General features: G+C 40.5%; 21 protein-coding genes, 5 tRNA genes and 5 pseudogenes. 13 read left to right on the plus strand and 18 right to left on the minus strand.

Annotated features, from left to right (window positions below; genetic code table 11):
• The first annotated feature begins 18 nt into the window (after positions 1-18).
• Positions 19-1,834: pseudogene (gene hutW / locus NYR89_RS09705) on the plus strand (heme anaerobic degradation radical SAM methyltransferase ChuW/HutW).
• Positions 1,834-2,434, plus strand: a pseudogene (locus tag NYR89_RS09710) (NAD(P)-dependent oxidoreductase). The pseudogenes hutW and NYR89_RS09710 overlap by 1 nt, the downstream one beginning before the upstream one ends.
• Before the next feature lie 64 nt (positions 2,435-2,498).
• On the opposite strand, the pseudogene NYR89_RS09715 reads toward NYR89_RS09710, so the two are convergent.
• From NYR89_RS09715 to coaA, 9 genes and pseudogenes are all read right to left on the minus strand, one after another.
• A pseudogene (locus NYR89_RS09715) lies at positions 2,499-2,749 on the minus strand (FAD assembly factor SdhE).
• Positions 2,749-3,693: a 4-hydroxy-3-methylbut-2-enyl diphosphate reductase gene (ispH, locus tag NYR89_RS09720; protein ID WP_279445642.1), complete on the minus strand. Its 945-nt coding sequence runs from the start codon at positions 3,691-3,693 to the stop codon at positions 2,749-2,751. The pseudogene NYR89_RS09715 and the gene ispH overlap by 1 nt, the downstream one beginning before the upstream one ends.
• Positions 3,694-4,176 carry a signal peptidase II gene (gene lspA, locus NYR89_RS09725; protein WP_279445643.1) on the minus strand — a complete coding sequence of 161 codons (483 nt, stop codon included), beginning with the start codon at positions 4,174-4,176 and terminating at the stop codon, positions 3,694-3,696.
• 78 nt (positions 4,177-4,254) lie between these two features.
• Positions 4,255-4,593: a nitrogen regulatory protein P-II gene (gene glnB, locus NYR89_RS09730; RefSeq protein ID WP_039198472.1), complete on the minus strand. Its 339-nt coding sequence runs from the start codon at positions 4,591-4,593 to the stop codon at positions 4,255-4,257.
• Between the two features lie 120 nt (positions 4,594-4,713).
• Positions 4,714-5,298 (minus strand): molybdopterin adenylyltransferase, encoded by a 585-nt coding sequence (gene mog / locus NYR89_RS09735; protein ID WP_279445644.1) that lies wholly within the window; start codon positions 5,296-5,298, stop codon positions 4,714-4,716.
• Positions 5,299-5,369: 71 nt separating this feature from the next.
• Entirely contained in the window at positions 5,370-6,284 is a 915-nt protein-coding gene (gene ccmI / locus NYR89_RS09740; RefSeq protein ID WP_279445645.1) for a c-type cytochrome biogenesis protein CcmI, read from the minus strand.
• Entirely contained in the window at positions 6,284-6,775 is a 492-nt protein-coding gene (locus NYR89_RS09745) for a cytochrome c-type biogenesis protein (protein ID WP_279445646.1), read from the minus strand. Before NYR89_RS09745 ends, ccmI begins: the two co-directional genes overlap by 1 nt.
• On the minus strand, positions 6,753-7,298 hold the full coding sequence (locus NYR89_RS09750; RefSeq protein WP_279445647.1) for a DsbE family thiol:disulfide interchange protein: 546 nt from the start codon (positions 7,296-7,298) through the stop codon (positions 6,753-6,755). Before NYR89_RS09750 ends, NYR89_RS09745 begins: the two co-directional genes overlap by 23 nt.
• Before the next feature lie 115 nt (positions 7,299-7,413).
• On the minus strand, positions 7,414-8,364 hold the full coding sequence (gene coaA, locus NYR89_RS09755; RefSeq protein WP_279445648.1) for a type I pantothenate kinase: 951 nt from the start codon (positions 8,362-8,364) through the stop codon (positions 7,414-7,416).
• Between the two features lie 247 nt (positions 8,365-8,611).
• Here coaA and NYR89_RS09760 point away from each other — a divergent pair.
• The 5 genes and pseudogenes from NYR89_RS09760 (at position 8,612) to tuf (ending at position 10,302) form a co-directional block, all read left to right on the plus strand.
• Positions 8,612-8,687, plus strand: a tRNA-Thr gene (locus NYR89_RS09760).
• 35 nt (positions 8,688-8,722) lie between these two features.
• Positions 8,723-8,807, plus strand: a tRNA-Tyr gene (locus tag NYR89_RS09765).
• 44 nt (positions 8,808-8,851) lie between these two features.
• Positions 8,852-8,926 (plus strand) — tRNA-Gly (locus NYR89_RS09770).
• 3 nt (positions 8,927-8,929) lie between these two features.
• Positions 8,930-9,005, plus strand: a tRNA-Thr gene (locus NYR89_RS09775).
• 113 nt (positions 9,006-9,118) lie between these two features.
• Positions 9,119-10,302, plus strand: a pseudogene (gene tuf / locus NYR89_RS09780) (elongation factor Tu).
• Between the two features lie 200 nt (positions 10,303-10,502).
• Here tuf and pdxY read toward each other — a convergent pair.
• Positions 10,503-11,363 carry a pyridoxal kinase PdxY gene (gene pdxY / locus NYR89_RS09785; protein ID WP_279445649.1) on the minus strand — a complete coding sequence of 287 codons (861 nt, stop codon included), beginning with the start codon at positions 11,361-11,363 and terminating at the stop codon, positions 10,503-10,505.
• A gap of 99 nt (positions 11,364-11,462) precedes the next feature.
• Between pdxY and NYR89_RS09790 the strand changes: the two genes are divergently transcribed.
• Positions 11,463-11,538: transfer RNA gene (locus NYR89_RS09790), tRNA-Thr, on the plus strand.
• 118 nt (positions 11,539-11,656) lie between these two features.
• On the opposite strand, the gene accA is transcribed toward NYR89_RS09790, so the two are convergent.
• From accA to NYR89_RS09805, 3 genes are all read right to left on the minus strand, one after another.
• Positions 11,657-12,610, minus strand: coding sequence for an acetyl-CoA carboxylase carboxyl transferase subunit alpha (gene accA / locus NYR89_RS09795; RefSeq protein WP_279445650.1), 954 nt, complete (start codon positions 12,608-12,610; stop codon positions 11,657-11,659).
• 116 nt (positions 12,611-12,726) lie between these two features.
• Positions 12,727-14,139 (minus strand): multicopper oxidase domain-containing protein, encoded by a 1,413-nt coding sequence (locus NYR89_RS09800; protein WP_279445651.1) that lies wholly within the window; start codon positions 14,137-14,139, stop codon positions 12,727-12,729.
• A gap of 6 nt (positions 14,140-14,145) precedes the next feature.
• On the minus strand, positions 14,146-14,880 hold the full coding sequence (locus NYR89_RS09805; protein WP_279445652.1) for a 1-acylglycerol-3-phosphate O-acyltransferase: 735 nt from the start codon (positions 14,878-14,880) through the stop codon (positions 14,146-14,148).
• A gap of 141 nt (positions 14,881-15,021) precedes the next feature.
• Between NYR89_RS09805 and tpx the strand changes: the two genes are divergently transcribed.
• Positions 15,022-15,522, plus strand: coding sequence for a thiol peroxidase (gene tpx / locus NYR89_RS09810; protein ID WP_279445653.1), 501 nt, complete (start codon positions 15,022-15,024; stop codon positions 15,520-15,522).
• A gap of 122 nt (positions 15,523-15,644) precedes the next feature.
• Positions 15,645-17,003, plus strand: a complete 1,359-nt coding sequence (gene mnmE, locus NYR89_RS09815) for a tRNA uridine-5-carboxymethylaminomethyl(34) synthesis GTPase MnmE (RefSeq protein WP_279445654.1) — start codon at positions 15,645-15,647, stop codon at positions 17,001-17,003.
• Between the two features lie 122 nt (positions 17,004-17,125).
• On the opposite strand, the gene NYR89_RS09820 is transcribed toward mnmE, so the two are convergent.
• From NYR89_RS09820 to NYR89_RS09830, 3 genes are all read right to left on the minus strand, one after another.
• On the minus strand, positions 17,126-18,481 hold the full coding sequence (locus NYR89_RS09820) for a PFL family protein (RefSeq protein WP_279445655.1): 1,356 nt from the start codon (positions 18,479-18,481) through the stop codon (positions 17,126-17,128).
• Positions 18,482-18,493: 12 nt separating this feature from the next.
• Complete coding sequence (locus NYR89_RS09825) at positions 18,494-18,766, minus strand: ACT domain-containing protein (RefSeq protein WP_279445656.1); 273 nt, start codon at positions 18,764-18,766, stop codon at positions 18,494-18,496.
• Between the two features lie 136 nt (positions 18,767-18,902).
• On the minus strand, positions 18,903-19,592 hold the full coding sequence (locus tag NYR89_RS09830; protein WP_279445657.1) for a pirin family protein: 690 nt from the start codon (positions 19,590-19,592) through the stop codon (positions 18,903-18,905).
• Between the two features lie 314 nt (positions 19,593-19,906).
• Between NYR89_RS09830 and NYR89_RS09835 the strand changes: the two genes are divergently transcribed.
• Positions 19,907-20,476, plus strand: a complete 570-nt coding sequence (locus NYR89_RS09835; protein WP_279445658.1) for a Dps family protein — start codon at positions 19,907-19,909, stop codon at positions 20,474-20,476.
• 227 nt (positions 20,477-20,703) lie between these two features.
• Positions 20,704-21,006: a helix-turn-helix domain-containing protein gene (locus NYR89_RS09840; protein WP_279445659.1), complete on the plus strand. Its 303-nt coding sequence runs from the start codon at positions 20,704-20,706 to the stop codon at positions 21,004-21,006.
• A gap of 58 nt (positions 21,007-21,064) precedes the next feature.
• Here NYR89_RS09840 and yccS read toward each other — a convergent pair whose 3' ends face one another.
• Both yccS and mgsA read right to left on the minus strand, forming a co-directional pair.
• Positions 21,065-23,242, minus strand: coding sequence for a YccS family putative transporter (gene yccS, locus NYR89_RS09845; protein WP_279445660.1), 2,178 nt, complete (start codon positions 23,240-23,242; stop codon positions 21,065-21,067).
• Between the two features lie 81 nt (positions 23,243-23,323).
• Positions 23,324-23,782 (minus strand): methylglyoxal synthase, encoded by a 459-nt coding sequence (mgsA, locus tag NYR89_RS09850; RefSeq protein ID WP_279445661.1) that lies wholly within the window; start codon positions 23,780-23,782, stop codon positions 23,324-23,326.
• Positions 23,783-23,906: 124 nt separating this feature from the next.
• Here mgsA and thrC point away from each other — a divergent pair.
• A pseudogene (gene thrC / locus NYR89_RS09855) lies at positions 23,907-25,188 on the plus strand (threonine synthase).
• Positions 25,189-25,217 lie beyond the last annotated feature (29 nt).

The following is a 25,217-nucleotide window of genomic DNA, read 5'->3' on the forward strand; positions in this document are numbered from 1 at the left end:
CAGACGGAGGAAGCGATTATGATTACAACAAAAAATTGGCAAGCAACCCTAGCCGTTCCACAAGCATTTCCTGAACGCCAAGCGTTAATGCCGATCTGGGGTGGTGAGGCTGTGCCACAACAAGAATGGCAGAATTTATGGAGGCAAGTCGCTATTCACGCCCTCAAACAAGACGGTTTGGCGTATTTCCATATTCCTTTTTGTGCCGGTCATTGTATTTTCTGTGGTTTTTATCGCAATGCGTGGAAACAAGACTATAGCAAAATCTATACTGATAAACTGATTGAAGAATTGGCGTATGAAGCCGGTATCCGCCAAGGGAACGGTAAAATCAAAGCGGTTTATTTCGGTGGCGGAACGCCAACTGCACTGGATACCGAAGATCTAGTGCGTTTAATCAAAGCCTGTTACCAATATTTGCCGCTGGCGGAAGATTGCGAATTTACGATTGAAGGCCGTATGAGTCATTTTGATATTGAAAAGGCTCGTGCTTGCGTAGCCGCCGGCGTGAATCGTATTTCAATCGGTATTCAAACCTTTAACTCAAAAATTCGTAAACGTTTAGGACGTAAACATAGCGGCGAGGAAGCTTACGAATACCTCAAAGCCTTGTGTGAATTGGATGCGGTTGTTGTTGCTGATTTGATTTTTGGTTTACCAAATCAAACGGACGAAGTTTGGGCAAATGATATTCAAGTGGCAAGTAGCCTACCGTTATCGGGTTTGGATATTTATGCGTTTAATAATTATCCGTTTTTACCGATTAATAAAATGATTGAACACGGTTCTCTGCCTGCCGCAAGTTTTGAGGTACAAGCGCAACATTACGCCTATGCGGTAGAGAATTTACAAAAAGCCGGTTGGCAACAAGTAAGTAATAACCACTTTGCTTTCCCGAATCGAGGGGAACGAAACCGTTATAACACGTTAGTTAAATCCAATATGCCGTGTCTGGCTTTCGGCTCCGGTGCAGGCGGTAATTTCGGCGGTTATAGCTTCCAAGTGCATTCCACATTACAAACTTATTTAGACACACCGGCAGATAAAAAAGCGCTGTCGTTTTTAAGTAAACACGGTGCAAATAAGCCGTTACTTGGTGTCGTGCAACACGATTTAGAACTGGGTTATCTGGATATTAAGTTATTTAAACATAATCCGAAAGCAATGAAATTGCTGATGCAATGGCGACAATTATCTTTATTAAACATTGATCAAGAAGGCATCGCTCGCTTGAATATTAGCGGCCGATACTGGTCACCTACCTTGATCCGCAAATTAATGCTCACGCTACCCACAGAAGATAAAAAGGAGAACAGCATGGTTAAATTAAGTGAACAACAATTAGGTGAATTACGTCAATCACTTGCTGAAAACCCGGGGCAAATTTTAGAAATGGTTGCCGGTATGAAACAATGCGACTTAGAAGAAGTGATTAGTCGCTTACCGGCGGAAATGGTCACCAAAACGGACGGCGCACGTTTTGTGGAAATCATGCAAGCGCTAGCAACGCTAGAAGAGGCAGTGACCTTTATTGCACACACGCCGGATACGGTCGTTGAAGTCACCGGCAAGCTACCAAGCGGTCAAATCGGCAGAGGATTTTACAATTTTGATCACGCTCAGGAAGGTGGCGTACACGGTCACTTACGTTATGAAAACTGTGCGGCTGATTTATTTACTTGAACGTCCGTTTATGGGCAAACATACCGTATCGCTTAACTTTATTAACCATCAAGGCGGTGCAATGTTTAAAATCTTTGTCGGACGTGATGAAGCTCGCAATTTACGTCAAAACCAAATCGACTTTATGCGTCAATTAATCAAGGGTGAATAATGATTTTATTATTTGGAGCCAACGGCTTAGCCGGACGCGCATTACTGACGGCGGCTGATCAGCCAATCGTCTCGGTGTTTGCGCCAACCTTCGGCAGATCCGTTTTTTGCGGATCGCCAAACAGCGGTTGCCGATGTAATGTCACCAGAAGCCTGTGAAGCGGTGATGCGACAATATTCGCCAAAAGTGGTGATTAGCTATATCGGTGGCAAAAAAGACGGTGTGCGTAGCGATGCTGTCGGCAATATCAATATTATTCGTGCCATGCTGAAATATGCACCTGCCGCTCGTTTTATTTTTATTACCAGTATGGGTTGCGGTGAACAGTGGTTATTCTTGCCTGAGCCGGTAAAACAAGTGCTGGGTGAAGCGCTACAAGAAAAAACACAGGCGGAAAACTTACTGCGTGAAAGCTCGCTAAATTGGATAATTTTACGTCCGTGTGGATTGAATCTTGACGAAGACGAAACCTTCCGGTTGATTGAAAATGCAACGGCAATGCCCGGCAGTTATATGAGTCGTAAAGCGTTGGCAAAAGCGGTTTTATTTGTACTTGAACAGCAAAACTTAAATCACAAACTCTTATCTGTTTGCCAGTAAGAACAACGTAACAAGCGGTCGTTTTTAGCAAATTTTTACCAAAAATGACCGCTTGCAGTAGGGATTAACGCTCGATTTTAGAACGGATTAATTCGATTAAATCGGTCATTTCTTGCGTTGGGGCAGGGGCTTGGTGCATAAACCAACGGAATAATTCCGGATCGGTATATTTGAGCATTGCTACAAAAGTTTGTCTTCTTGCGCTTCGCTTAACTCATCAAAATATTCCTTATAAAAAGGCATAATCATTTTGTCTAGCTCTCGCATTCCACGGCGACATTCCCACTCAATTCTAAAACGATTTAATTCAGCCATTATTTCACCTCATGAATACGTAGTTCTTTCGGTACTTCAAACACCATATTTTCTTCACAACCTTCTAAGTTGCTCACACCGGTTACACCTAAGGTTTTTAAGTGTTCCACTACCGATTGTACTAAAACTTCCGGTGCTGATGCACCGGCGGTAATACCGATGGTTTCCACACCATTTAACCAGCTTGGATCAATATCTTGTGGACCGTCAATCAATTTAGATGGCACACCCATACGTGAAGCCAGTTCGGCTAAACGATTTGAGTTTGAAGAATTTTTAGAGCCGACCACTAATACCAGTTGTGATTGTTTTGCCAACTCTCTAACTGCTTGTTGGCGATTGGTGGTTGCATAACAAATATCGTTTTTACGCGGACCTTGAATTGCCGGGTATTTCGCTTTTAACGCTTCAATCACATCGCTGGTATCGTCAATCGAAAGCGTGGTTTGCGTCATAAAAGTCAAATCGTCTTGGTTGCTAACCGGCAGTCTAGCAATATCTTCGACCGATTCCACTAAGAAAATACCGGCGTCTTGGTTGTCATATTGTCCCATTGTGCCGATCACTTCCGGATGACCTTCATGTCCGATTAAAATCGCTTTAGTGCCTTTTTTGCTAGCACGTGCCACTTGCATATGTACTTTGGTGACTAATGGGCAAGTGGCATCAAATACTTTTAAACCGCGTTGCTTTGCTTCTTGGCGAACCGCTTGCGATACGCCGTGTGCCGAGAAAATCACAATCGTATCGTCCGGCACTTCGTCCAACTCTTCGACAAACACCGCACCTTTGGCTTTTAAGCCGTCCACCACAAAACGGTTATGTACTACTTCGTGACGTACATAAATCGGTGCGCCGTGAATTTCGAGAGCGAGTTCTACAATAGAAATTGCTCGATCTACACCGGCACAGAAACCTCTTGGGTTTGCTAATAAAATATTCATTTAATTACTCTTTTTCTTTTTGTCGAGGAATGCTTCCAAGATGAGCAATCCCGCACCCACTACAATGGCAATGTCCGCCACATTAAACACGGGATAATGATAGATATCCCAATAAAAATCAAAGAAATCAACCACATAACCATTATAAGCACGGTCAATTGCATTACCGATTGCGCCGCCGATAATCAGGGCATACGCAGAATTTTCCAATTTTTTGACCGCTTGATTACGCCATAACATCACGATTAAACCGAGTGAAATAACAATGGCTAAGCCTAAGAAGAAATATTTCTGCCAACCGCTGTGATCAGCCAAAAAGCTGAATGCCGCACCGTAGTTGCGTACGTAGGTTAAATTGAAAATCGGTAGTACGTTTACGCTTTCATATAGCTCAAAGCGTTGTACCACAATGTATTTGGTCCATAAATCAATAATAATTGTCGCTAAACTGAGCCACAACCATTTGATGCCGGTTTGTTTCATAGTGTTCCTATTTGAATGTTACTCGTATTTGGTTTGAATGTTATCCTTCTCATTATCTGATAACATCAATACAAATGGTTAAATAGCGTCTTCGTTTTCTTCTCCGGTACGGATACGAATCACTCGCTCTACATCATAGATAAAGATTTTGCCATCGCCGATCTTACCTGTCTGTGCGGTATCGATAATCGCTTCGATACAAGCATCCACTTGATCATCTGCTACTACGATTTCCAGTTTAATTTTTGGTAGAAAATCAATCGCATATTCCGCACCACGATAAAGTTCGGTGTGACCTTTTTGACGACCAAAGCCTTTCGCTTCGGTAACAGTCATACCGGTAATACCCGCATCGGTTAATGCTTCTCGTACATCATCCAGTTTGAATGGTTTAATAATTGCTTCAATTTTTTTCATAAGAAATTCCTATTTTAAATCACCACGGAAAACATAGATTACTCGGAATGTAAAATTCTCAGTAAATTTAACCGCTTGTTTAGTTCTCCGAGTTATCAGTGTGTTCTGTGGTTTTAAAGATTATCTTCTCGCTGATTTCGGGCGGAAACTTTCGCAGATTTCAGGGCGAGTGTCGATATAAATTTCACTCAATAATTGTAAGCAATACGGCACGGCACTAAAAATGCCTCGTACCAGCGTGTTGCCTTGTGCATCTTTGACCCCTTCCAAAGTTTCTTTAATCGCTTTTGGTTGTCCCGGTAAATTTAAAATGAGTGAGTCGTGACGAATAACCCCGACTTGGCGAGAAAGAATGGCAGTCGGGACAAAATGTAGACTGACCTGACGCATTTGTTCGCCAAAGCCCGGCATTTCACGGTGTGCTACTGCAAGCGTTGCATCCGGTGTGACGTCTCGTTTTGCCGGCCCAGTACCGCCGGTGGTTAAGACTAAATGGCGGCAGTGTCTGTCCACTAATTCAATTAGAGTTTGCTCAATAACAGCTTGCTCATCCGGAATTAAACGTGTTTCAACTTCAAATGGTACAGTTAGTGCGGATTCCAACCACGCTTGTAATTCAGGAATACCTTGATCTTGATAAACACCGCTAGAAGCTCGGTCTGAAACAGAAACTAAACCGATTTTTAATGTTTCTTTACTTAACATGATTTGTCCTTTTGCAATTTTAGGGCGGGTATAAACCCGCCCGAATCAGTTATAAGTTCACTAAAACGTGATTATTTTTTCTCTTCCGTTTTTACCGGTTGTTTACTTTCTTGCTCTTTTAGCATAGACATTGCCATATTGATACTTTTTTCAACCGTCGCACGGCGTGGCTCACCTTCAGGAATCAGCTTTAACATCATACCCCAAGTCATTGCCGCCATTTTGTAGTCTTGTTCTTCAAAAGAGCTGAAAGCGAGTAGGCTCAGTGCATCTAAATTGGTGTGGTCTTGGCGTAAAATTTCTTTTAACACCTCTTTACCTTTGGCTTTATCCGCCTGATCTTGCGAGAACATCAGTATCTGTGCATAACTGCCTTTATATTGCAGATTTTTCGGGTCTAATTTGCTTGCCTTTTCATAGCTTTCTAAAGCTAATTGACCGTCATCTTTCGCCATCCCGATTTGACCTAACATAAACCAACCTTTAGCATCATTCGGTTTATCCTGTAATTCCACACGTAATGCCATCGCAAATTGATTTAACTCTTGTTCAGACAATGGATTGGTGTCTTCATCTTTGATACGTTCATAAAAATATTCTAATTTTTTATGGGTCATATCAATCATCGTACCGGCTTGCCATGCCCCCACGCTGACATAAGCTGTCGTGCCGATAATACCAACGGCTAACAGTAATACAACAAACCAAATTTTACCGATATGGCTTGGTTTTGTCGGAATTACCTCTTTTTGTTCAGGAATATCGTCCAATAAACTTTGTTGAAGTTCTAATTTGGTTTTTTCGGGGTCATCAATTACCCCTTCATTTGCTTCACGTTCTACTTCTTTTAAACGATCTAAATAAAATGCTTTATTTAGGCTATCACGTTTAGTTGAATCGCTTTTTACCGCTTTTTTTAAGAGTGGATAGAACGCAATAAAACAGGTAACAAGCGTTACGAGCGTAATAATAATCCAAAAATTCATTAGTCATCCTTATGGTTTAAAATTTGGTTTAAACGGGCCTGATCAATGGTTGATGCAGAATTTTGCTCAGATTTAACCGCTTGTTTCACTTTAGATTTACGTCCAAAAATTAAACCGAAGCCAAGTAGTAATAATGCGACCGGTAATGCCCAAAGTAATACTGTTGCAGGTGTTAACGGTGGATCATAGGTAACAAAATTACCGTATCGTTCAATCATATAATTGACCACTTCATCTTTGCTTTTACCTTGTTTGAGTAACTCTAAGGTTTTTACACGCATATCGGTTGCGATAGTTGCGTTAGAATCAGCAATATTATTGTTCTGACATTGTGGACAACGTAATTCTTGAATGAGGCTGTGATAATCAGCTTCTTGTTGCTCCGAATCAAATTGGTTAAATTCAACCGGAGCGGCAGTAACAACCGCACTTGCCATTAAGAAAATCGAAAATAATTTTTTCATATTATTATTGTTGCTTAAGTTTTTCATAAATCGGTTTTAATACTTGGTTCCATACTTGATCATTTACATCGCCTGCATGGCGGTAGTGAATAACACCCTTACCGTCAATAATAAAAGTTTCAGGCGCACCGTAAACACCGAGATCTAAACCTAAAGAGCCTTTCGGATCATAAATATTCGATTTGTAAGGATTACCGTAACTGGCAAGGAATTTCATTGCTTTAGAACGCTCATCTTTATAGTCCACGCCGACAATTTCTACGCCTTGTTTAGCGAGTAATGTAAGATATTCATGTTCGGCATAGCAAGTTGGACACCAAGTTGCCCAAACAGTTAACAAACGCGGTTTACCTGTTTTTAATACATTTTGATCAAGCATTTGTTTTTCATCAAGTAAAGATTCTAAACGGAAATCAGGAATCGTTTTACCGACTAATGCAGATTCTAATTTTTTCGGGTCATCACCTTGAGCATTACGAGAAAGTTGCACCATAAATGTTACAGTTAACGCTAAAAAAATGATGAAAGGAAGCAAAAGTTTTTTATTCATAAGCGGTCTTTTTTGTTTAAAAATTTGCAAAAATAGGCGATTAGCTTAACAAAAAATTGCAGATTAATCGCTCTAATTTAGTGGGTTTTTATTAAATATTACTACTTGTGGTTAGCTATTTCCGTAGTTTAACCGTCTGGATTGCGTGGTCTTCGCCCTTAACCAAAATTAAATTCGCACGGTCACGACTAGGCAGAATATTTTTCTTCAAATTTAAGCCATTAATTTCATCCCAAATGGTTGAAGCGGTTTGGATCGCCTCTTGTTCCGATAGTTTGGAATAATGATGGAAATAAGAATCCGGATCAGAAAACGCACTACGGCGGAACTTTAGAAAACGGTGGATATACCATTGTTTAAGCAAATCTTCATCTGCATCAACATAAATAGAAAAATCGACAAAATCTGATACAAAGACATTATGTGGACTGGATGGATAATTCATCCCACTTTGTAAAACATTTAAGCCTTCTAAAATAACAATATCTGGTTGATCAACTACATTATATTGATCGGGAATAATGTCATAGGTTAAATGTGAATAAATAGGTGATTTAATATGACGTTTGCCTGATTTAATATCAGATACGAATTGAATTAACCGATGAATGTCATAAGATTCTGGAAAACCTTTACGCTTAAGCAAATCTTTCTCTTGTAATTTCGCTAGAGGATACAAGAAACCGTCTGTTGTGATTAAATCGACTTTACGTTCATTTGGCCATTGTGAAAGTAGAGCTTGCAAAATACGTGCAGACGTACTTTTGCCGACTGAAACACTACCGGCAATGCTGATAATATAAGGGACTTTGGGCGATTCTACGCCAAGGAAACGATGTAACACCGCCTGACGTTTAAGATTTTCTTCAATATAGTAGTTGATTAAACGTGCGAGTGGTAAATAAATGGTGCTGACTTCATCTAAAGAAAGATCTTCATTAAAACCGAGAAGCGGTTTTAAATCTTGTTCGGTTAATTTTAACGGCACTGATTTGCGTAATTCAGCCCATTTTTGACGATCAAAAGTTAAAAAAGGTGTGATTTTATTTGATTTTGTGAGGCTCATTGCCAAATTCTCTAATTTTCCGATGCAATAGTATGCTTTTCCTAGGGAAAGCGTATATGTAAATATACAATAGAAATCTAAAAATAGGGCGTTTTATCTGCTTAAAACCGGTAAAAACATATAAAAAACAATCGTTTTGTTTATTAAGCAAGCGAAAAAACGGATTTTTTAATTTTTTTGAAAAAAAACACTTGCACGCTTTTAAAATTTCCCTATAATGCACCTCACTTGCTTACGACAACGCAACGCCGACTTAGCTCAGTAGGTAGAGCAACTGACTTGTAATCAGTAGGTCACCAGTTCGATTCCGGTAGTCGGCACCATAACTGCAAATCGTGATTAAGTATTCAATTATCGTGGAGGGATTCCCGAGCTACCAAAGGGGGCAGACTGTAAATCTGTTGGCTCAGCCTTCGAAGGTTCGAATCCTTCTCCCTCCACCATTTCTCTTAATTGAATCGCACATCGGACAGACGAATTTAGAACAGCGGGCATCGTATAATGGCTATTACCTTAGCCTTCCAAGCTAATGATGCGGGTTCGATTCCCGCCGCCCGCTCCAAGCGCTGATATAGCTCAGTTGGTAGAGCGCACCCTTGGTAAGGGTGAGGTCGGCGGTTCAAATCCGCCTATCAGCACCACTTACTTTTCTAAATTTCATCTTTTCAATGTTTTAAATTTATTAACAATTTCTACATTTGGTTAATGTGGTTATGTACCATTTGTAACCGTGTTTGTTTAAGAGGCTTTTAAAATGTCTAAAGAAAAATTTGAACGTACAAAACCGCACGTTAACGTGGGTACAATCGGCCACGTTGACCATGGTAAAACAACTTTAACAGCGGCGATCACAACTGTATTAGCGAAACACTTCGGTGGTGCGGCACGTGCATTCGACCAAATCGATAACGCGCCAGAAGAAAAAGCGCGTGGTATCACCATCAACACTTCACACGTTGAGTACGATACAGAAACTCGTCACTACGCACACGTTGACTGCCCGGGACACGCGGACTATGTTAAAAACATGATCACAGGTGCGGCGCAAATGGACGGTGCAATCTTAGTAGTAGCGCGACAGACGGTCCAATGCCACAAACTCGTGAGCACATCTTATTAGGTCGCCAAGTAGGTGTACCATACATCATCGTATTCTTAAATAAATGCGACATGGTAGATGACGAAGAGTTATTAGAATTAGTAGAAATGGAAGTACGTGAACTTCTTTCTCAATACGATTTCCCAGGTGATGATACACCAATCGTACGTGGTTCAGCGTTACAAGCGTTAAACGGCGTGCCAGAGTGGGAAGAAAAAATTCTTGAGTTAGCGAACCACTTAGATACATACATTCCAGAGCCAGAGCGTGCGATTGATAAACCATTCTTATTACCAATCGAAGACGTATTCTCAATCTCAGGTCGTGGTACAGTAGTAACAGGTCGTGTAGAACGTGGTATCATCAAATCAGGTGAAGAAGTTGAAATCGTAGGTATCAAAGAAACTACGAAAACAACCGTAACTGGTGTTGAGATGTTCCGTAAATTATTAGACGAAGGTCGTGCGGGTGAAAACGTTGGTGCATTATTACGTGGTACAAAACGTGAAGAAATCGAACGTGGTCAAGTATTAGCGAAACCAGGTACAATCACACCACACACAGACTTCGAATCAGAAGTTTACGTATTATCAAAAGAAGAAGGTGGTCGTCATACTCCATTCTTCAAAGGTTACCGTCCACAGTTCTACTTCCGTACAACGGACGTAACAGGTACAATCGAGTTACCGGAAGGTGTTGAGATGGTAATGCCAGGCGACAACATCAAAATGACAGTAAGCTTAATTCACCCAATCGCGATGGACGAAGGTTTACGTTTTGCGATTCGTGAAGGTGGCCGTACAGTAGGTGCGGGCGTTGTAGCGAAAATTGTTAAATAATTAGGTTTTGACTTAATATTTAATCAAGCGAAAAGCTAGAGAAGGCGTGTCGGAAGACACGCCTTTTTGTTTTTGTTATTTTAGGAAGTATGAGTTCTTTTCCATAAGATACGACAAATAAAATCTCGCTTTTCTGGAAGAAAAAGAAATAAAAAGACTGCTTATTTTTAAGTAAGCGATCTTGTTTTAGGTGATTTGGATTAGGCGATTTTTACCGCTTTATATTGACTACGAGGTGTCAGAATAAGCTCTCTTGCGGCGATAATTTGTAGTTCATAAACACCTGAATTTGCAGTAATTTCCATTACATCATTGACTGCATTTGCAGTATGTTCAAAGGCTTCGATATCCGACTTACCATTCAGTAAATTCGCTAAGAATAAGCCGGCAGTTAAATCACCTACACCTACCGGTTCTTTAGCAAATGGATATAGTGGTCGACTGATGTGCCACATCCCTTCACTACTTGCAAAAAGCATCTCAAATTTATCCGCTTGTTTCCCGACTTTACTAAGGTGTTTAACTAGCACTTTTTTAGGACCTTTGGTCAGAATAGCTTTGACGGCTTCAATCGCCTGCTCAAAATTTTCTACGGTTAAACCGGTTAATTCGCGTAATTCAACTAAATTTGGGGTAATAATATCGGCATGAGCCATAGCTTGTTTGATTAAGCCTTCCTTTACACCGTCAGCCACAATACAGCCTTTATCCGGATGTCCCATTACTGGATCGCATAAATAAATTGCATTTGGATTACGACTTTTTACCGTATGAAAAGCATTAACAATTTCTGTTACTTGTTCAGCAGAGCCGATATAACCAGAAAGGACCGCATCACATTTTGCTAATTCGCCAATCTCATCAATCCCTTGAACAATTTCACCGATTTGCTCTTTTGGCATAATCAGACCTTTCCATTTGCCGTATTGGGTATGATTTGAAAATTGGACCGTATTCAATGCCCACACATCGACACCTAACAGTTGCATTGGAAAGGTGGCGGATTTATTGCCTGCATAACCATAAACCACGTGAGATTGAATAGATAGAATGTTTTTCATTCAATTAACTCCTTTTCTATTTTGAATGTCTAAAAATTTAACAGAATGGGCTTGTAACTTTAGTTAAAAAAACTATAATGACGCCTCTTTTCAAGATATGCCGACTTAGCTCAGTAGGTAGAGCAACTGACTTGTAATCAGTAGGTCACCAGTTCGATTCCGGTAGTCGGCACCATTCTTCTTTACTTCCGAATATTTCCTAAAATAGTCAATTTCAGATTTTTGTGTATAAAAAAGCGATCAAATATTCGCAAAAACTTGCAAAAATTTGACCGCTTGTTTTTTGTTATTTACTAAACGTAGCCGTAGCTCATTAAACGTTGATAACGGCGATCTAATAACGCTTCTGTGCTTAATGGTGCTAAATCTTGTAAATCAGCAAGAATTTGTTGCTTAAGATTTTCTGCCATTTGTGCAACATCACGATGTGCGCCACCTAATGGTTCAGCCACAATACCATCAATTAAATTTAACTCTTTTAAACGCTGTGCGGTTAAGCCCATAACTTCTGCCGCAGTTGAGGCTTTTTCAGCACTTTTCCACAGAATTGAAGCACAACCTTCTGGAGAAATAACTGAATAAGTTGAGTATTGGAGCATATTCACTTTATCGCCTACGCCGATAGCTAAAGCACCACCGGAACCGCCTTCACCAATCACGGTACAGATAACCGGCACTTTTAATTGTGCCATTTCACGCAAGTTACGTGCAATTGCTTCTGCCTGACCACGTTCTTCCGCCCCAATTCCCGGATAAGCTCCCGGTGTGTCGATAAAGGTAATAATCGGCATATTAAAGCGATCAGCCATTTCCATTAAGCGTAATGCTTTACGATAACCTTCCGGTGCCGGCATGCCGAAGTTACGTTTAACTTTTTCTTTAGTAGTGCGACCCTTTTGGTGACCGATGACCATCACCGGACGACCATCAAGGCGTGCAATGCCGCCTACAATGGCTTTATCATCTGCAAATGCACGATCACCGGCAAGTTCGTCAAACTCGGTGAAAATATGTTCGATATAATCTAAAGTGTATGGACGATTCGGGTGGCGTGCCATACGAGAAACTTGCCACGCATCTAAGTTAGCAAAAGTTTTTTTAGTGAGTTCTTCGCTTTTTTTCTGTAAGCGTTTGATTTCGTCATCAAGGTCGATTTTACCGTCTTGCGCACTTACAGCTCGTAGCGATTCGATTTTCGCTTCTAATTCGGCAATCGGTAATTCAAAATCTAAATATTCTTGGCTCATTGTCTAAGTCCTATTTTCAGAAAATTCTATCTATTCTACCAGTGATAACCGCTAAATAGGTGTTTAAGCGGTTATTTTTTTCAATTTTTTGCAAATTTTGCGACAGATCGGACCGCTTATTCGCTAACAATAAATTGTCCCATTGCACCACGGTCACGTAACATAAAATCAGATACGCCGAAGGTAAAAGGTAATTGTGGGCTTGATAAGTGTTCAAAGCGTACTAAAAGAGTCACTTCTTGGTTTTTTTCCAACCAAACCGTATCGTGCCATGCAAGCTGTTTATGCGGAAGGCGTTGACGATTACGAGTTTCAATCAGGAATTTTGCACCTTGTAGGGTAAATCCGACCGCTTCATCACTAGTAATATACCAACGCTCAACGTCGCCTTGTTTTATATTAAAATCAATACGTTTAGGATCAAAACGTTGTTGATTGACTAAACGATCGAGCGGACGAATAAGAAGACGGCGTTCTTGTGCAATTTTTAATTGAAAGTCTTCCGTATTAAATGGCGGTAAACTCGGTTTGTTCGTGAATACTGTCGCCATGCCTTCCGGACGAAGTTCTAAAATAACATTATCAGTTAACTCATTATCATCACTAAATAGACTTTTCGCTTGGTAAAAAATATCTCGTTTTTGACCGCTTATTAGCGAAACGGTTTTGCCCTCATTGAGATCAACTAAGACTTCCACACGTTCAGAAGGGGCTAAATTTATACTTTCTAACGGTACGGGTTCGGCTAACATTCCGATACCGGTAGCAATCAGATGTAATGGCTGATCGTTGTCTAAACGCAATTGGTAAGAGCGAGAGAGCGATGCATTGACGATGCGTAAACGAACCCAACCGCGGGCTACTTGATGATAAGCCGATTCTTGTCCATTAACGAACAGGCGTTTTCCAAAGAACTGCTTTTGGTTGGTATCCAAAACCTGCACGCCCTGTTTGTTGAGTTGTTGGTCTTGTAAAATAAGTGGAATGTCATTTACGCCGTATTTATTCGGTAAATCCGCTTGTTTGCTTTGATTATCTTCAATAATCCAAAGTCCTGCCAGACCACGATAAAGTTGGTATGCTGAATTAAGCATTGTGTCGGCGTGATACCAACAGGTGCATGCCGGTTGATGGATGGAAATAATCGGTGACCAACTGCTTTTGGCTTCTAATTTTCGATGAACGGAGCCAATCATTTCGGTCGGTGCTAATAAACCTTGGATATTTATTGAAACGGCTTGTGGTAGATTATTCACATAGGTCAATTTAACAAAGTCATCGGATTTCACTCGCACGGTTGGGGCGAGGTATTGACCGTTTACCCCCCATACATCCACCAATTTACCTTTCTCAAATTGTGTTTGTGCCGGACGTAAATCCAAACGCACGGGACGACCTCGACCGACATCAATAATCGGTGGGATTTTTAATGGTTGACGCTCCATAGACCATACGGTTTTAGGCACAGAAAGCATTGCCGCCGTAATCGCCGAGCGAGAAAGTAATTGTCTTCTAGTCAGATTCATCATCTTTAATTAGTTTGTTTTCGTATTTGCTTCTAATGTAGCAACCTCAGCATCTAACGCTTCGATTTTTGCCGCCATAATTGCATAACTTTTTTCGATTAATTCTTTAATATTGTCACGGTTATAACCACTAGTATCAATCGGTTCTAAAGTTTCACAAATAACAACACCGTTGTTCCAGCGGTTTAGATCAACTTTGTTATGTAGTGAAGAACAAACAATCGGCACAATCGGTACACCGGCAACAATTGCAGTATGGAAAGCACCGGTTTTAAATGGTAATAAACCTCTGCCACGGCTACGTGTACCTTCCGGGAACATCCAAATTGAAATGTGGCGTTCACGAATAATTTCGCCAACTTTATTCATCGTGCTGATTGCACTACTGCGTTTTTCACGGTTAATAAAAATATTACCGGTCGCCCAGTAGACTAACCCAAAAAACGGAATCCAAATCAGGCTTTTTTTGCCGATAGTCACCGTGCGAGGCGGAACCATACCGGCAATAGTCAGCATATCGTAATTATTTTGGTGGTTAGCGATATAAATTGCAGATTGGTTAAATTCCGGGCGAGGACGATAAATGACTTTTAGTCCGACTAAGTGGTGCATCATTGAGTACATTTTAGCGACGATACTCACAGAACTTGGATGACGTAAACGCACGAAAGCATAAAGAGTCCCAAAGAGGGAAATAAGAATCGCCAGTGTTGCGATCAGAATAATACGAAGGAGTTTTAACATAGGTAACCTTGACTGTGAATAAAGATTGTACTTCTTAAAAATTTACTGAAGTATAGCAAATTTTACTTATTTTATTAAAAGGTTTAAACGAGGAATAAAAGTCGTTATATTAATCAAAGTTCCAACAAGAGGATGTTTAAGATGAGTAATGTAACTTTAATGGGTAATCCGATCACGGTTGCCGGTAATTTTCCCCAAGTCGGTGATACAGTCGCTGATTTCAGCTTAGTTAATAGCGGCTTAGAAAATGTTGCCTTAGCGAGTTTTGCCGGTCAACGTAAAGTATTAAATATTTTCCCAAGTATTGATACCGGTGTATGTGCGACTTCAGTACGTGTGTTTAACCAGAAAGCGGCTGACTTAGCGAATACTGTGGTACTTTGTATTTCTGCGGATTTACCTTTTGCACAAGCTCGTTTCTGCGGTGCGGAAGGTATTGAAAATGTTCAAACTCTTTCAACATTCCGTAACAAAGATGTACATAGTGCATTAGGTGTAGATATTCAAAGCGGTCCGCTTGCCGGTTTAACGTCACGTTCTGTTATTGTATTAGATGAAAACAATCGTGTGTTACACAGCGAATTGGTTTCTGAAATCAAACAAGAACCGAATTACGAAGCGGCATTGGCAGTTTTAGCTTAATCACTGCTCAATCATAAAATGGAGTCCCTCTCATTTTATGGTATGATAAGACAATGACAAGCGGTCTGATTTGCAAATTTTTTTGCAAAAAAGACCGCTTCTTTAATAAGAAGGGATACCCAATGAAAGATACGATTGTTGCTCAAGCCACCCCGATTGGTCGTGGGGGCGTGGGCATTTTACGCATTTCAGGACCATTAGCTCAGACTGTCGCAAAAGAAGTATTAGGTAAAGAGCTAAAACCTCGTCTAGCTAATTATTTGCCGTTTAAAGATCAAGACGGCACGGTGTTAGACCAAGGTATTGCATTGTTCTTTAAAGCACCAAATTCGTTTACCGGCGAAGACGTGTTAGAGCTACAAGGGCATGGCGGTCAAGTTATCTTAGATATTTTACTGAAACGTATTTTAGAGATTAAAGGGATACGCATTGCCCGTGCCGGTGAGTTTTCCGAGCAAGCGTTTTTAAACGATAAACTCGACCTTGCCCAAGCGGAAGCGATCGCCGATTTAATTGATGCGACCAGCGAACAGGCGAGACGTTCGGCGTTAAAATCACTACAAGGTGAATTTTCCAATAAAATTAATCAGTTAGTTGATTCGGTCATTTATCTGCGTACCTATGTGGAAGCGGCGATTGATTTCCCCGATGAAGAAATCGACTTTTTAGCGGACGGTAAAATCGAAGGGCATTTAAACGATATTATTCGCCAACTTAACGGCGTACGCAAAGAAGCGAAACAAGGTGCGATTTTACGTGAAGGGATGAAAGTGGTGATTGCCGGTCGTCCGAATGCCGGTAAATCGAGCCTGTTAAACGCGTTAGCGGGCAGAGAGGCGGCGATTGTAACCAATATCGCCGGCACTACCCGTGACGTATTGCGTGAGCATATTCATATTGACGGGATGCCGTTGCATATTATTGATACTGCCGGTTTGCGTGAAGCGAGCGATGAAGTGGAACGTATTGGGATCCAACGTGCGTGGGATGAGATCGAGCAGGCGGATCACGTTTTATTGATGATCGACAGCACCGAACAAACAGCCGAAGCATTTAAGACCGAATGGGCGGACTTTTTAGCTAAATTACCGCAAAACATTCCGGTCACCGTGATTCGTAACAAAGTGGATTTATCCGGCGAGGCTGAAGGCTTACAAGAGTTGGACGGCTTTACTTTGATTCGTTTATCGGCACAAACCAAAGTGGGAGTGGATTTACTGCGTGAACATCTTAAAAAATCAATGGGTTATCAAAGCTCGACCGAAGGTGGCTTTTTAGCTCGCCGTCGCCACTTACAAGCATTGGAAACTGCCGCAGAGCATTTAGAACGTGGTCATATCCAATTAACCCAATTCTTCGCTGGTGAATTACTCGCAGAAGAATTGCGTATGGTACAAAATGCGTTAAGCGAAATTACTGGTCAATTTACCTCAGATGATCTGTTAGGTAATATTTTCAGCTCATTCTGTATCGGTAAATAACCTAAGATAGCCAGATAGAAAGTAAAGGCATAGATAAACAAGCGGTCCAATTTCTCAGGAGTTTTTGCAAAATTCCTACTGAAATTGACCGCTTGGTTATAAGTGCTAAGGCTAAATAGCCATTAGTTTTTCATTGATTGAACCGGTGCCGGAATACGTCCACCACGATTCACGAATACTTCGCATGAACCTTCTTTGACCGGCATAATCGGTGCATAGCCGAGTAGGCCACCAAATTCTACGCTTTCGCCGACATCTTTACCGGTTACCGGAATAATACGAACTGCTGTAGTTTTGCTGTTGATCATACCAATTGCCGCTTCATCGGCAATAATACCGGAAATGGTGTGTGCCGGTGTTTTACCCGGTACGGCGATCATATCTAAACCAACCGAACAAACTGCCGTCATCGCTTCTAGTTTATCTAAAGTTAAGATTCCGCTCTCTGCGTACGCGATCATCCCTTCGTCCTCCGAAACCGGAATAAATGCACCGCTTAAACCGCCTACTGAGCTTGATGCCATCATACCGCCTTTTTTCACCGCATCATTTAATAATGCTAACGCGGCTGTCGTGCCGTGTGTGCCACACACGCTTAAACCCATCGCTTCTAAAATACGAGCAACGGAATCACCGATTGCCGGTGTCGGTGCTAGTGATAAGTCTAAAATACCAAACGGAATATTCAGCATCTTTGACGCTTCTTGACCGATTAATTCGCCAACACGGGTGATTTTAAATGCGGTTTTCTTCACTACTTCCGCCACTTCGGTCAGTGTTGTCGCATTTGAATTTTCTAACGCTTCTTTCACCACACCCGGGCCGGAAACGCCCACGTTAATAATCGCATCCGCTTCGCCCGAACCATGGAATGCACCCGCCATAAACGGATTATCTTCCACCGCATTACAGAACACCACAATTTTGGCACAACCGAAACCTTCCGGGGTAATCTCGGCAGTACGTTTAATCGTTTCGCCGGCAAGTTTTACCGCATCCATATTAATTCCGGCACGGGTTGAACCGATATTGATAGAGCTACATACGATATCGGTGGTTTTCATTGCTTCCGGAATTGAGCGAATTAAAACTTCATCGGAAGGCGACATGCCTTTTTGTACTAATGCAGAAAAACCGCCGATAAAAGATACGCCGATTGCTTTTGCCGCACGGTCGAGAGTCTGTGCGATAGAAACATAAGAATCCGCTTTGGTTGCCGCCGCAATTTGTGCGATAGGCGTGACGGAAATACGTTGGTTAACGATAGGTACGCCGTATTTGGCGGAAAGGATTTTGGCAGTTTCGACTAAGTCTTTGCCGATGGTAGTAATTTTTTGATAAATATTTTGGTTTAATTGGTCGATATCAGCACTGATACAATCGTGTAAATCGATACCGATGGTAATGGTTCGCACGTCAAAATTTTGATCGGCGACCATTTTTATCGTTTCAATAATTTCGCTGGATTGAATACTCATTTCGCCACTCCCTTAAATACGGTGCATCGCTTTGAAAATTTCTTCGTTTTGGATACGAATATCTAACGCCAATTTTTTGCTTTCTTGCGTGAAAAACTCGGCTAATTGTGGGAATGATTTAGCACATTTGCTGGTATCTACTAAAATTACCATCGTGAAAAAATCGTCCATTAATTGTTGGCTAATATTTACGATATTAATTTGATTTTCCGCTAAGATTTTTGATACATCGTACACGATGCCGACACGATCTTTACCGATTACGGTAATTACTGAATTGCTCATTGTTGCTTCCTCGAGTTTGCATATTATTAAATGGGAACAAAGAGTATAGCGTTGTTTTGCTTATTTGACTAGCCGAGCTACGCAAACGTTTGCGTATTTATACAAAAAAACCACGGAATAAATCCGTGGCTCTCTTTTAGACTAAATCAAATAATAAAAACTCAACATCGCTATCGGTTTGAATCGTAAGTAATTGCTCAGCACGAATGCCTAACGCATCACTCGTTTCAACCTTTGTACCGTTTACACTTAATTGACCTTTTACCACTTGCGACCAATATGAACGGTTACTATCCAATTCAATTTGTGCATTTTTATTTGCAGTATATTGATAACGCCATAATTTCATATCTTGATAAATTTTAAATGAACCTTGTTCGGCTGTCGGCGATAAAATGAGTGTACCACCTTCACGATCGGCAAATTTATCTTGGCTATAACGAGGTGTTACGTCTTTTTGATTCGGCATAATCCAAATTTGATAAAGATGTAAAGTTTCCTCTAAATCCGGGTTCATTTCCGAATGGAAGATACCTGTCCCTGCCGACATAATTTGAAACTCGCCCGCTTTAACCTCGGTTTGATTTCCCATACTATCTTTGTGTGCGACACGTCCGTTAAGTACATAAGTGAGGATTTCCATATTATCGTGTGGGTGCATACCGAAACCGCGAGCCGGTGCGATAAAATCTTCGTTAATCACACGTAAATGTGAAAAATGGATATGCTTTGGATCATAATAATTCGCAAAAGAGAATGTGTGATAACTTTCTAACCAATCGAATGAGCCGTCGCCTCGTTCACTTGCTTTTCTAACTTGTAACATTTTAAATTCCTTATATGTTGCTGGTTTTTGCGGAAATTGGACCGCTTGTTGATGGTGAGTATTTTAAGCAGGCTCTATTGGTAGATAAATAGATAATTTATTGAATAACTATTTACTATGAGTAAATAATAATCTTGTTGCAAATGAATTTCAGAATCATTAATAGAAAATAGCTATCATATAACTAATCTTGATTAGTTTTAACTATTAAAACCAATCGCACTTATCTGCGATAACAATTAGACAAATTAATCATTTTTACTCATAATTTGCCCAGTTAAATGATGAAAAATAAAACAATAGGAGTATATGTTATGACAACTAAAACAATCACATTTCCTGTATTAAAACTTGATACCGAAACAAAAGAATTAAGTGCCGATATCCATAAAAACGCAACACATACCGTTCCCGGTTTAACGGTTTCTACTGGTCATTTAATTGCGGATGCGTTACAAACACGTTTACAAGGTTTAAATGAATTATCGATGATCTTAAAACACGCACACTGGAATGTTGTAGGTCCTAACTTCGTTGCGGTACACGAAATGTTAGATAGCCAAGTTGATGAAGTCCGTGATTTTGTGGATGAAATCGCAGAGCGTATGGCAACACTAGGTGTTGCACCGAATGGTTTATCAGGTAATTTAGTGGCAACACGTCAAACACCAGAGTATCCGTTAGGTCGTGCAACAGTACAAGATCACTTAAAAGTGATTGATTCATATTATTCACACAATATTGAAGCACACCGTGTGGTACTTGAGCATAATGGTCATTTAGATCCGATTAGTGAAGATTTATTAGTGGCTCAAACTCGTGCATTAGAAAAATTACAATGGTTTATCCGTGCTCATTTAGATAATGGTTGTGGTAATATTTAATAAGCAGAGTGCATAATACTTAATAAGCGGTCGATTTTCTTGTAACTTTTGCAAGTGAATTGACCGCTTAAATTTTGGCAAAAAACAAGTTCTTTTTCTCATTTTTGCGATCTAGATCGCAAAAATAGTGATTTTGGCGTGCATTAGACATTATTATCCGATATGGTTGGCAACCGATTTTTAATTGATTGCAATTTATGTTGCAGTGTTCATATGAGGTCAAAATAATGAAAGAAAAAAAGCTAGGAGACATCCTCAAACAAAATAAACTTCACCACCTTCAATCCTTTGCGGATGAAACAACGATGTGCTTAGATTTGAAGTTAAGTCATTTACGTGAAGAGCTTCGAATTACCCAGCAAGAAATTGCGAGCAAGTTACAAATTAGTCAGCCATCAGTCGTTGCGTTGGAAAAACGTGGTACGGATATAAAACTATCTTCCATACAACGCTATATTGATGCGATTGGCGGTAAATTACAAATTTCGGTTGCATTACCTTCTGGGAAATCGGTTATTTATCAGCTCTAAATATAAAAGAAGCGATCTATTGTTTAGCATAGTTCGCTTCTTTTTTATCGGTAAATCGTTAACCTCTTTCTGTATAGCGTCGTTCTTTACCGACTAATTCTTGTAGTTGTGGTAATAACTGGATAATCATTCGTAGTTGCTGAACTAAAACAAGCGCACGTTTATCATTACTGTCTTGATAAGTCTGCTCAAACTGACTTAGTGTGGTATCAATTTCGGTTAGTTGTAAAGGTAATTCTCTATTTTTTAGCCCCGCGATTGCTTCTAAAATATCAACAACCTGTTTTCCTTTACTGAAGAATACCGCTGAAAAATCAATATTATGGCTCAATTCCGAACTTTCCACCCGATAAGCACCCAATGCAGAAATATAACCGAGTAAAGTATAAGTGATTCCTAATAATTTAGGGGCGAATGCCAAGGCTTCCTGATATTTTTTGGGCTCACTGTGCATATTTGCAATGACCGCACTAAGTGCAGAAATATGGTTATGCACGTCACGGCGAGCAACACGGTAGGCTAATTGGTCGTTATAACCGAATTGTAATTGTGCCAAAATATGCCGTAAATATTGTCCGCTGGCGACAAGTGTATTTTGTAAATTACGATGGAGATTAAAATATTTCCAGTCCGGATAAATAAATGAAACTGCAAACCATGCCAATGCTGTACCAATGAGCGTATCAAATAAGCGAGGCAACAGTGCATTTTCAGCTCCTAATCCTGATACATCTAAACTCACGAATACTAATAATGTGATAAAAAAGGTCGAAAAACCGTAATTACTGACTCGGAAGAAGTAATATAAGCTACCGGTAATGCTGATTAATCCGAGTTGTGCTTCTAGGCTTGGCGAGAAATATTGGAATAGGAAGCCGATAAATACACCTAATACTGTACCGATAATCCGTTGAATTAAACGTTTTTTGGTGGCGGAATAATTCGGTTGGCAGACAAATACCGCGGTCAGTAAAATCCAGTAACCTTTACCGTCTAGATTTAATAATTGTACGACTAAACTGCAAGCAAAGACCACGACGGATAAGCGGATTGCGTGGCGAAATAACTGCGAAGATAAGGTACATTGGCTACGAATCGCTTTAAACATATTGCGTATGCCGGACACATTTTCGGCAATTAAGCGAGTCGATTTGATGACCTCTTTACGTAGATTATCTACGCTGTTTTGTTGTTCGATTTGAGTTAATTGTCCTTCAATATTCCGTAAATTTTCTGCAATAGATTGCCAACGATGTGCAGATTTTAGCCCTCTTTCACAATGAAAATTAAGCGAATTGAGTAATCCCTGTAATGCTTTCTCGCCTCTTATACTATGCTGATAGCTTTCGCCATGACGTAAGGCGGAAGCAACACGCTGACAGGTAATCGCCTGTAATTCCATTACACGTTGGAAACGAAACATCAGATCACTATTTTTTAATTGTTGGAATAATTCGTGATATTGGTAATGACTTGAACTTGCCCGTTCCCAAATATCTTGAGCGGTAAAATAGTAACGTAACAAACGGTGCGTACGTGTGTGGCGATTATGTCCTTGTAAACGGTAGAACAGAGAAACACGAGTTTGGTCGAAAGTTTGGATAATGTGTTGATTGGCTTTTGCTAAGGCGAGTTGTTTGGCGGCAAGATCATCATCATCAGGATCGAAATATTCCGATTTTGCTTGTAGATAAGCACCCAACGCATCATAAGCTTTCGCCAAATTTTCCTGTACGATACGGTTTGGGAAACATAAGTGGACAATCAATGCGACGACACCGTAAAGTAATGCACCGGATAAAATCATTAACATATTGCCGTACCAAATATGTTCCGGGGTATAGACTAAACTGGTATAAACCGCTACCACTAATGAACCGAATGCAATGGTACTGTAACGTTGCCCAATCGCACCGAGCATCACTAAAATAAAGGTACTTAACATCGCGACCGGTAAAAACAGCCAGCCAAAACTCAATGAAAATTGAGCACCTAATGATGAAATGGCAAAGGCGATAAGACTTAAGATCAGATTTTTAATTCTACCTGACGGGCTATTATCCAAATCGACCAAACCACCGGCAATGACCCCTAATATTAGCGACATTGCCAAATGTGACATTTGTAACTGCCATACGACAATCGAAACAAGATTAATCGAAATAAAGATTGGTAGTGTTTTAATTATATTTTCTGATAACCAATCGAATCGAAGTTTTTTGAGGAAGTTTTTCATGATAAGAAGCGGTCGAATTTGGGATAAATTTTGCAAATTTTAAAGCAAATCGGACCGCTTGAACAAGCGAAAAGCGAGAAACTAGCCTAAACGTTCGGCAAGATAGCCGTCATAATCCGGTACGTTAATTTCGATGTCTTGATGGAATAATGATGCGTTAAGTAAGAAATTAGCACTGGTTTCATTAATGGCAACCGGAATATTCCAAACCGTGGCAATACGCATTAATGCTTTGACATCCGGATCGTGCGGTGCGGCGTTCATCGGATCCCAAAAGAAAATCAGCATATCAATTTTTTTCTCTGCGATTAATCCGCCTAATTGCTGATCACCGCCCATCGGTCCGCTTAATAATGCGTGTATATTTAAACCGCTTTCACGTGCTAATAAATGTCCGGTTGTGCCGGTAGCATATAGCGTATGCGGAGCTAAAACCGTTTTATGTTGTAACGTCCATTGAATCAGGCTTTGTTTACAACTGTCATGAGCAACTAAAGCGATATGCTTTTGTGCCGAGATTTTTCGAATTTTGGTTTTCATAGCGAGTTCCTTCTTGTAAGAATTTGTGCAAATAATACCGCTTATTTACGCCTTTTGCATTGACTAACGAACGATAATAGCTAGAATCAGAAAAATCACTCTCAACAATAAAGGACTTTTCCTAATGAATTTATACAACATCAAATACCCCGAAGAACAAGTTAATTTTGCACAAGGCGTTCGCCAAGGTTTAGGTAAAGATCAAGGGTTATTTTTCCCTGAAGTGTTACCAAAATTTGACGATATTGATGCTTTACTGGATCTACCTTTAGTTGAGCGTAGCCAAAAAATTCTTGCAAAGACTAATTGGTGACGAACTTCCGCAAGAAACGGTAAATGCGATGGTAAAAAATGCGTTTACTTTCCCAGCTCCATTAGCAAAAGTGAATGACGATATTTACGCACTTGAACTGTTCCACGGACCAACATTAGCGTTTAAAGACTTTGGTGGTCGTTTTATGGCACAAGCACTGGCAAGCGTGCGTGGTGACGGCAAAATCACCATTTTAACCGCAACCTCAGGCGATACAGGTGCGGCGGTTGCTCACGCATTCTATGGTTTAGAAAATATCAATGTAGTAATTCTTTATCCGAAAGGCAAAATCAGCCCGTTACAAGAAAAATTATTCTGTACCTTAGGTGGCAACATTCGTACCGTTGCGATCGAATCGGACTTTGACGCTTGCCAAGCATTAGTAAAACAAGCGTTTGACGATGCAGAATTACGCCAAGCGATCGGCTTAAATTCAGCAAACTCAATCAATATCAGCCGTTTATTAGCACAAGTTTGTTATTACTTTGAAGCAGTAGCACAATTACCAAAAGCAAAACGTTCTGACGTCGTGGTTTCAGTACCAAGTGGTAACTTTGGTAACTTAACCGCAGGTTTAATCGCAAAAACGCTAGGTTTACCAATCAAACGTTTTATCGCTTCAACCAATGCGAATGACACCGTGCCACGTTATTTAAAATCAGGTAAATGGGAGCCAAATGCAACGGTTGCAACGCTTTCAAACGCAATGGATGTAAGCCGTCCGAACAACTGGCCACGTGTGGAAGAATTATTTAAACGCAACGGTTGGGCGTTAACCGATTTAGGTTCAGCGACCTTAAATGATGCGGAAACCGAAGCGGCATTAAAAGCACAATATGCGGAAGGCTACTTATGCGAACCGCACGGTGCAATTGCTTACCAAGTGTTAAAAGATCAGCTTCAAGCGGGCGAAACCGGTATTTTCCTCTGCACCGCTCACCCAGCGAAATTCAAAGAATCGGTAGAACGTATTCTTAACATCGAATTACCGTTACCGGAAGCATTGGATAAACATAATAAAATGGAACTTTTATCTGACACCATGCCGGCAGATTTCGCAAAATTACGTGAGTATTTGTTAACAGGTAACTAATCTATTTAGCTTAAACAAGCGGTAAGTTT

Source organism: Actinobacillus arthritidis, from assembly GCF_029774155.1.
Lineage (GTDB): Bacteria > Pseudomonadota > Gammaproteobacteria > Enterobacterales > Pasteurellaceae > Actinobacillus > Actinobacillus arthritidis.

Excerpts from the sequence above, each read along its gene's own strand:
- ispH (WP_279445642.1), bottom strand. The coding sequence starts at position 3,693 with ATGAATATTTTATTAGCAAACCCAAGAGGTTTCTGTGCCGGTGTAGAT.
- lspA (WP_279445643.1), bottom strand. The coding sequence starts at position 4,176 with ATGAAACAAACCGGCATCAAATGGTTGTGGCTCAGTTTAGCGACAATT.
- glnB (WP_039198472.1), bottom strand. The coding sequence starts at position 4,593 with ATGAAAAAAATTGAAGCAATTATTAAACCATTCAAACTGGATGATGTA.
- mog (WP_279445644.1), bottom strand. The coding sequence starts at position 5,298 with ATGTTAAGTAAAGAAACATTAAAAATCGGTTTAGTTTCTGTTTCAGAC.
- ccmI (WP_279445645.1), bottom strand. The coding sequence starts at position 6,284 with ATGAATTTTTGGATTATTATTACGCTCGTAACGCTTGTTACCTGTTTT.
- NYR89_RS09745 (WP_279445646.1), bottom strand. The coding sequence starts at position 6,775 with ATGAAAAACTTAAGCAACAATAATAATATGAAAAAATTATTTTCGATT.
- NYR89_RS09750 (WP_279445647.1), bottom strand. The coding sequence starts at position 7,298 with ATGAATAAAAAACTTTTGCTTCCTTTCATCATTTTTTTAGCGTTAACT.
- coaA (WP_279445648.1), bottom strand. The coding sequence starts at position 8,364 with ATGAGCCTCACAAAATCAAATAAAATCACACCTTTTTTAACTTTTGAT.
- pdxY (WP_279445649.1), bottom strand. The coding sequence starts at position 11,363 with ATGAAAAACATTCTATCTATTCAATCTCACGTGGTTTATGGTTATGCA.
- accA (WP_279445650.1), bottom strand. The coding sequence starts at position 12,610 with ATGAGCCAAGAATATTTAGATTTTGAATTACCGATTGCCGAATTAGAA.
- NYR89_RS09800 (WP_279445651.1), bottom strand. The coding sequence starts at position 14,139 with ATGATGAATCTGACTAGAAGACAATTACTTTCTCGCTCGGCGATTACG.
- NYR89_RS09805 (WP_279445652.1), bottom strand. The coding sequence starts at position 14,880 with ATGTTAAAACTCCTTCGTATTATTCTGATCGCAACACTGGCGATTCTT.
- tpx (WP_279445653.1), top strand. The coding sequence starts at position 15,022 with ATGAGTAATGTAACTTTAATGGGTAATCCGATCACGGTTGCCGGTAAT.
- mnmE (WP_279445654.1), top strand. The coding sequence starts at position 15,645 with ATGAAAGATACGATTGTTGCTCAAGCCACCCCGATTGGTCGTGGGGGC.
- NYR89_RS09820 (WP_279445655.1), bottom strand. The coding sequence starts at position 18,481 with ATGAGTATTCAATCCAGCGAAATTATTGAAACGATAAAAATGGTCGCC.
- NYR89_RS09825 (WP_279445656.1), bottom strand. The coding sequence starts at position 18,766 with ATGAGCAATTCAGTAATTACCGTAATCGGTAAAGATCGTGTCGGCATC.
- NYR89_RS09830 (WP_279445657.1), bottom strand. The coding sequence starts at position 19,592 with ATGTTACAAGTTAGAAAAGCAAGTGAACGAGGCGACGGCTCATTCGAT.
- NYR89_RS09835 (WP_279445658.1), top strand. The coding sequence starts at position 19,907 with ATGACAACTAAAACAATCACATTTCCTGTATTAAAACTTGATACCGAA.
- NYR89_RS09840 (WP_279445659.1), top strand. The coding sequence starts at position 20,704 with ATGAAAGAAAAAAAGCTAGGAGACATCCTCAAACAAAATAAACTTCAC.
- yccS (WP_279445660.1), bottom strand. The coding sequence starts at position 23,242 with ATGAAAAACTTCCTCAAAAAACTTCGATTCGATTGGTTATCAGAAAAT.
- mgsA (WP_279445661.1), bottom strand. The coding sequence starts at position 23,782 with ATGAAAACCAAAATTCGAAAAATCTCGGCACAAAAGCATATCGCTTTA.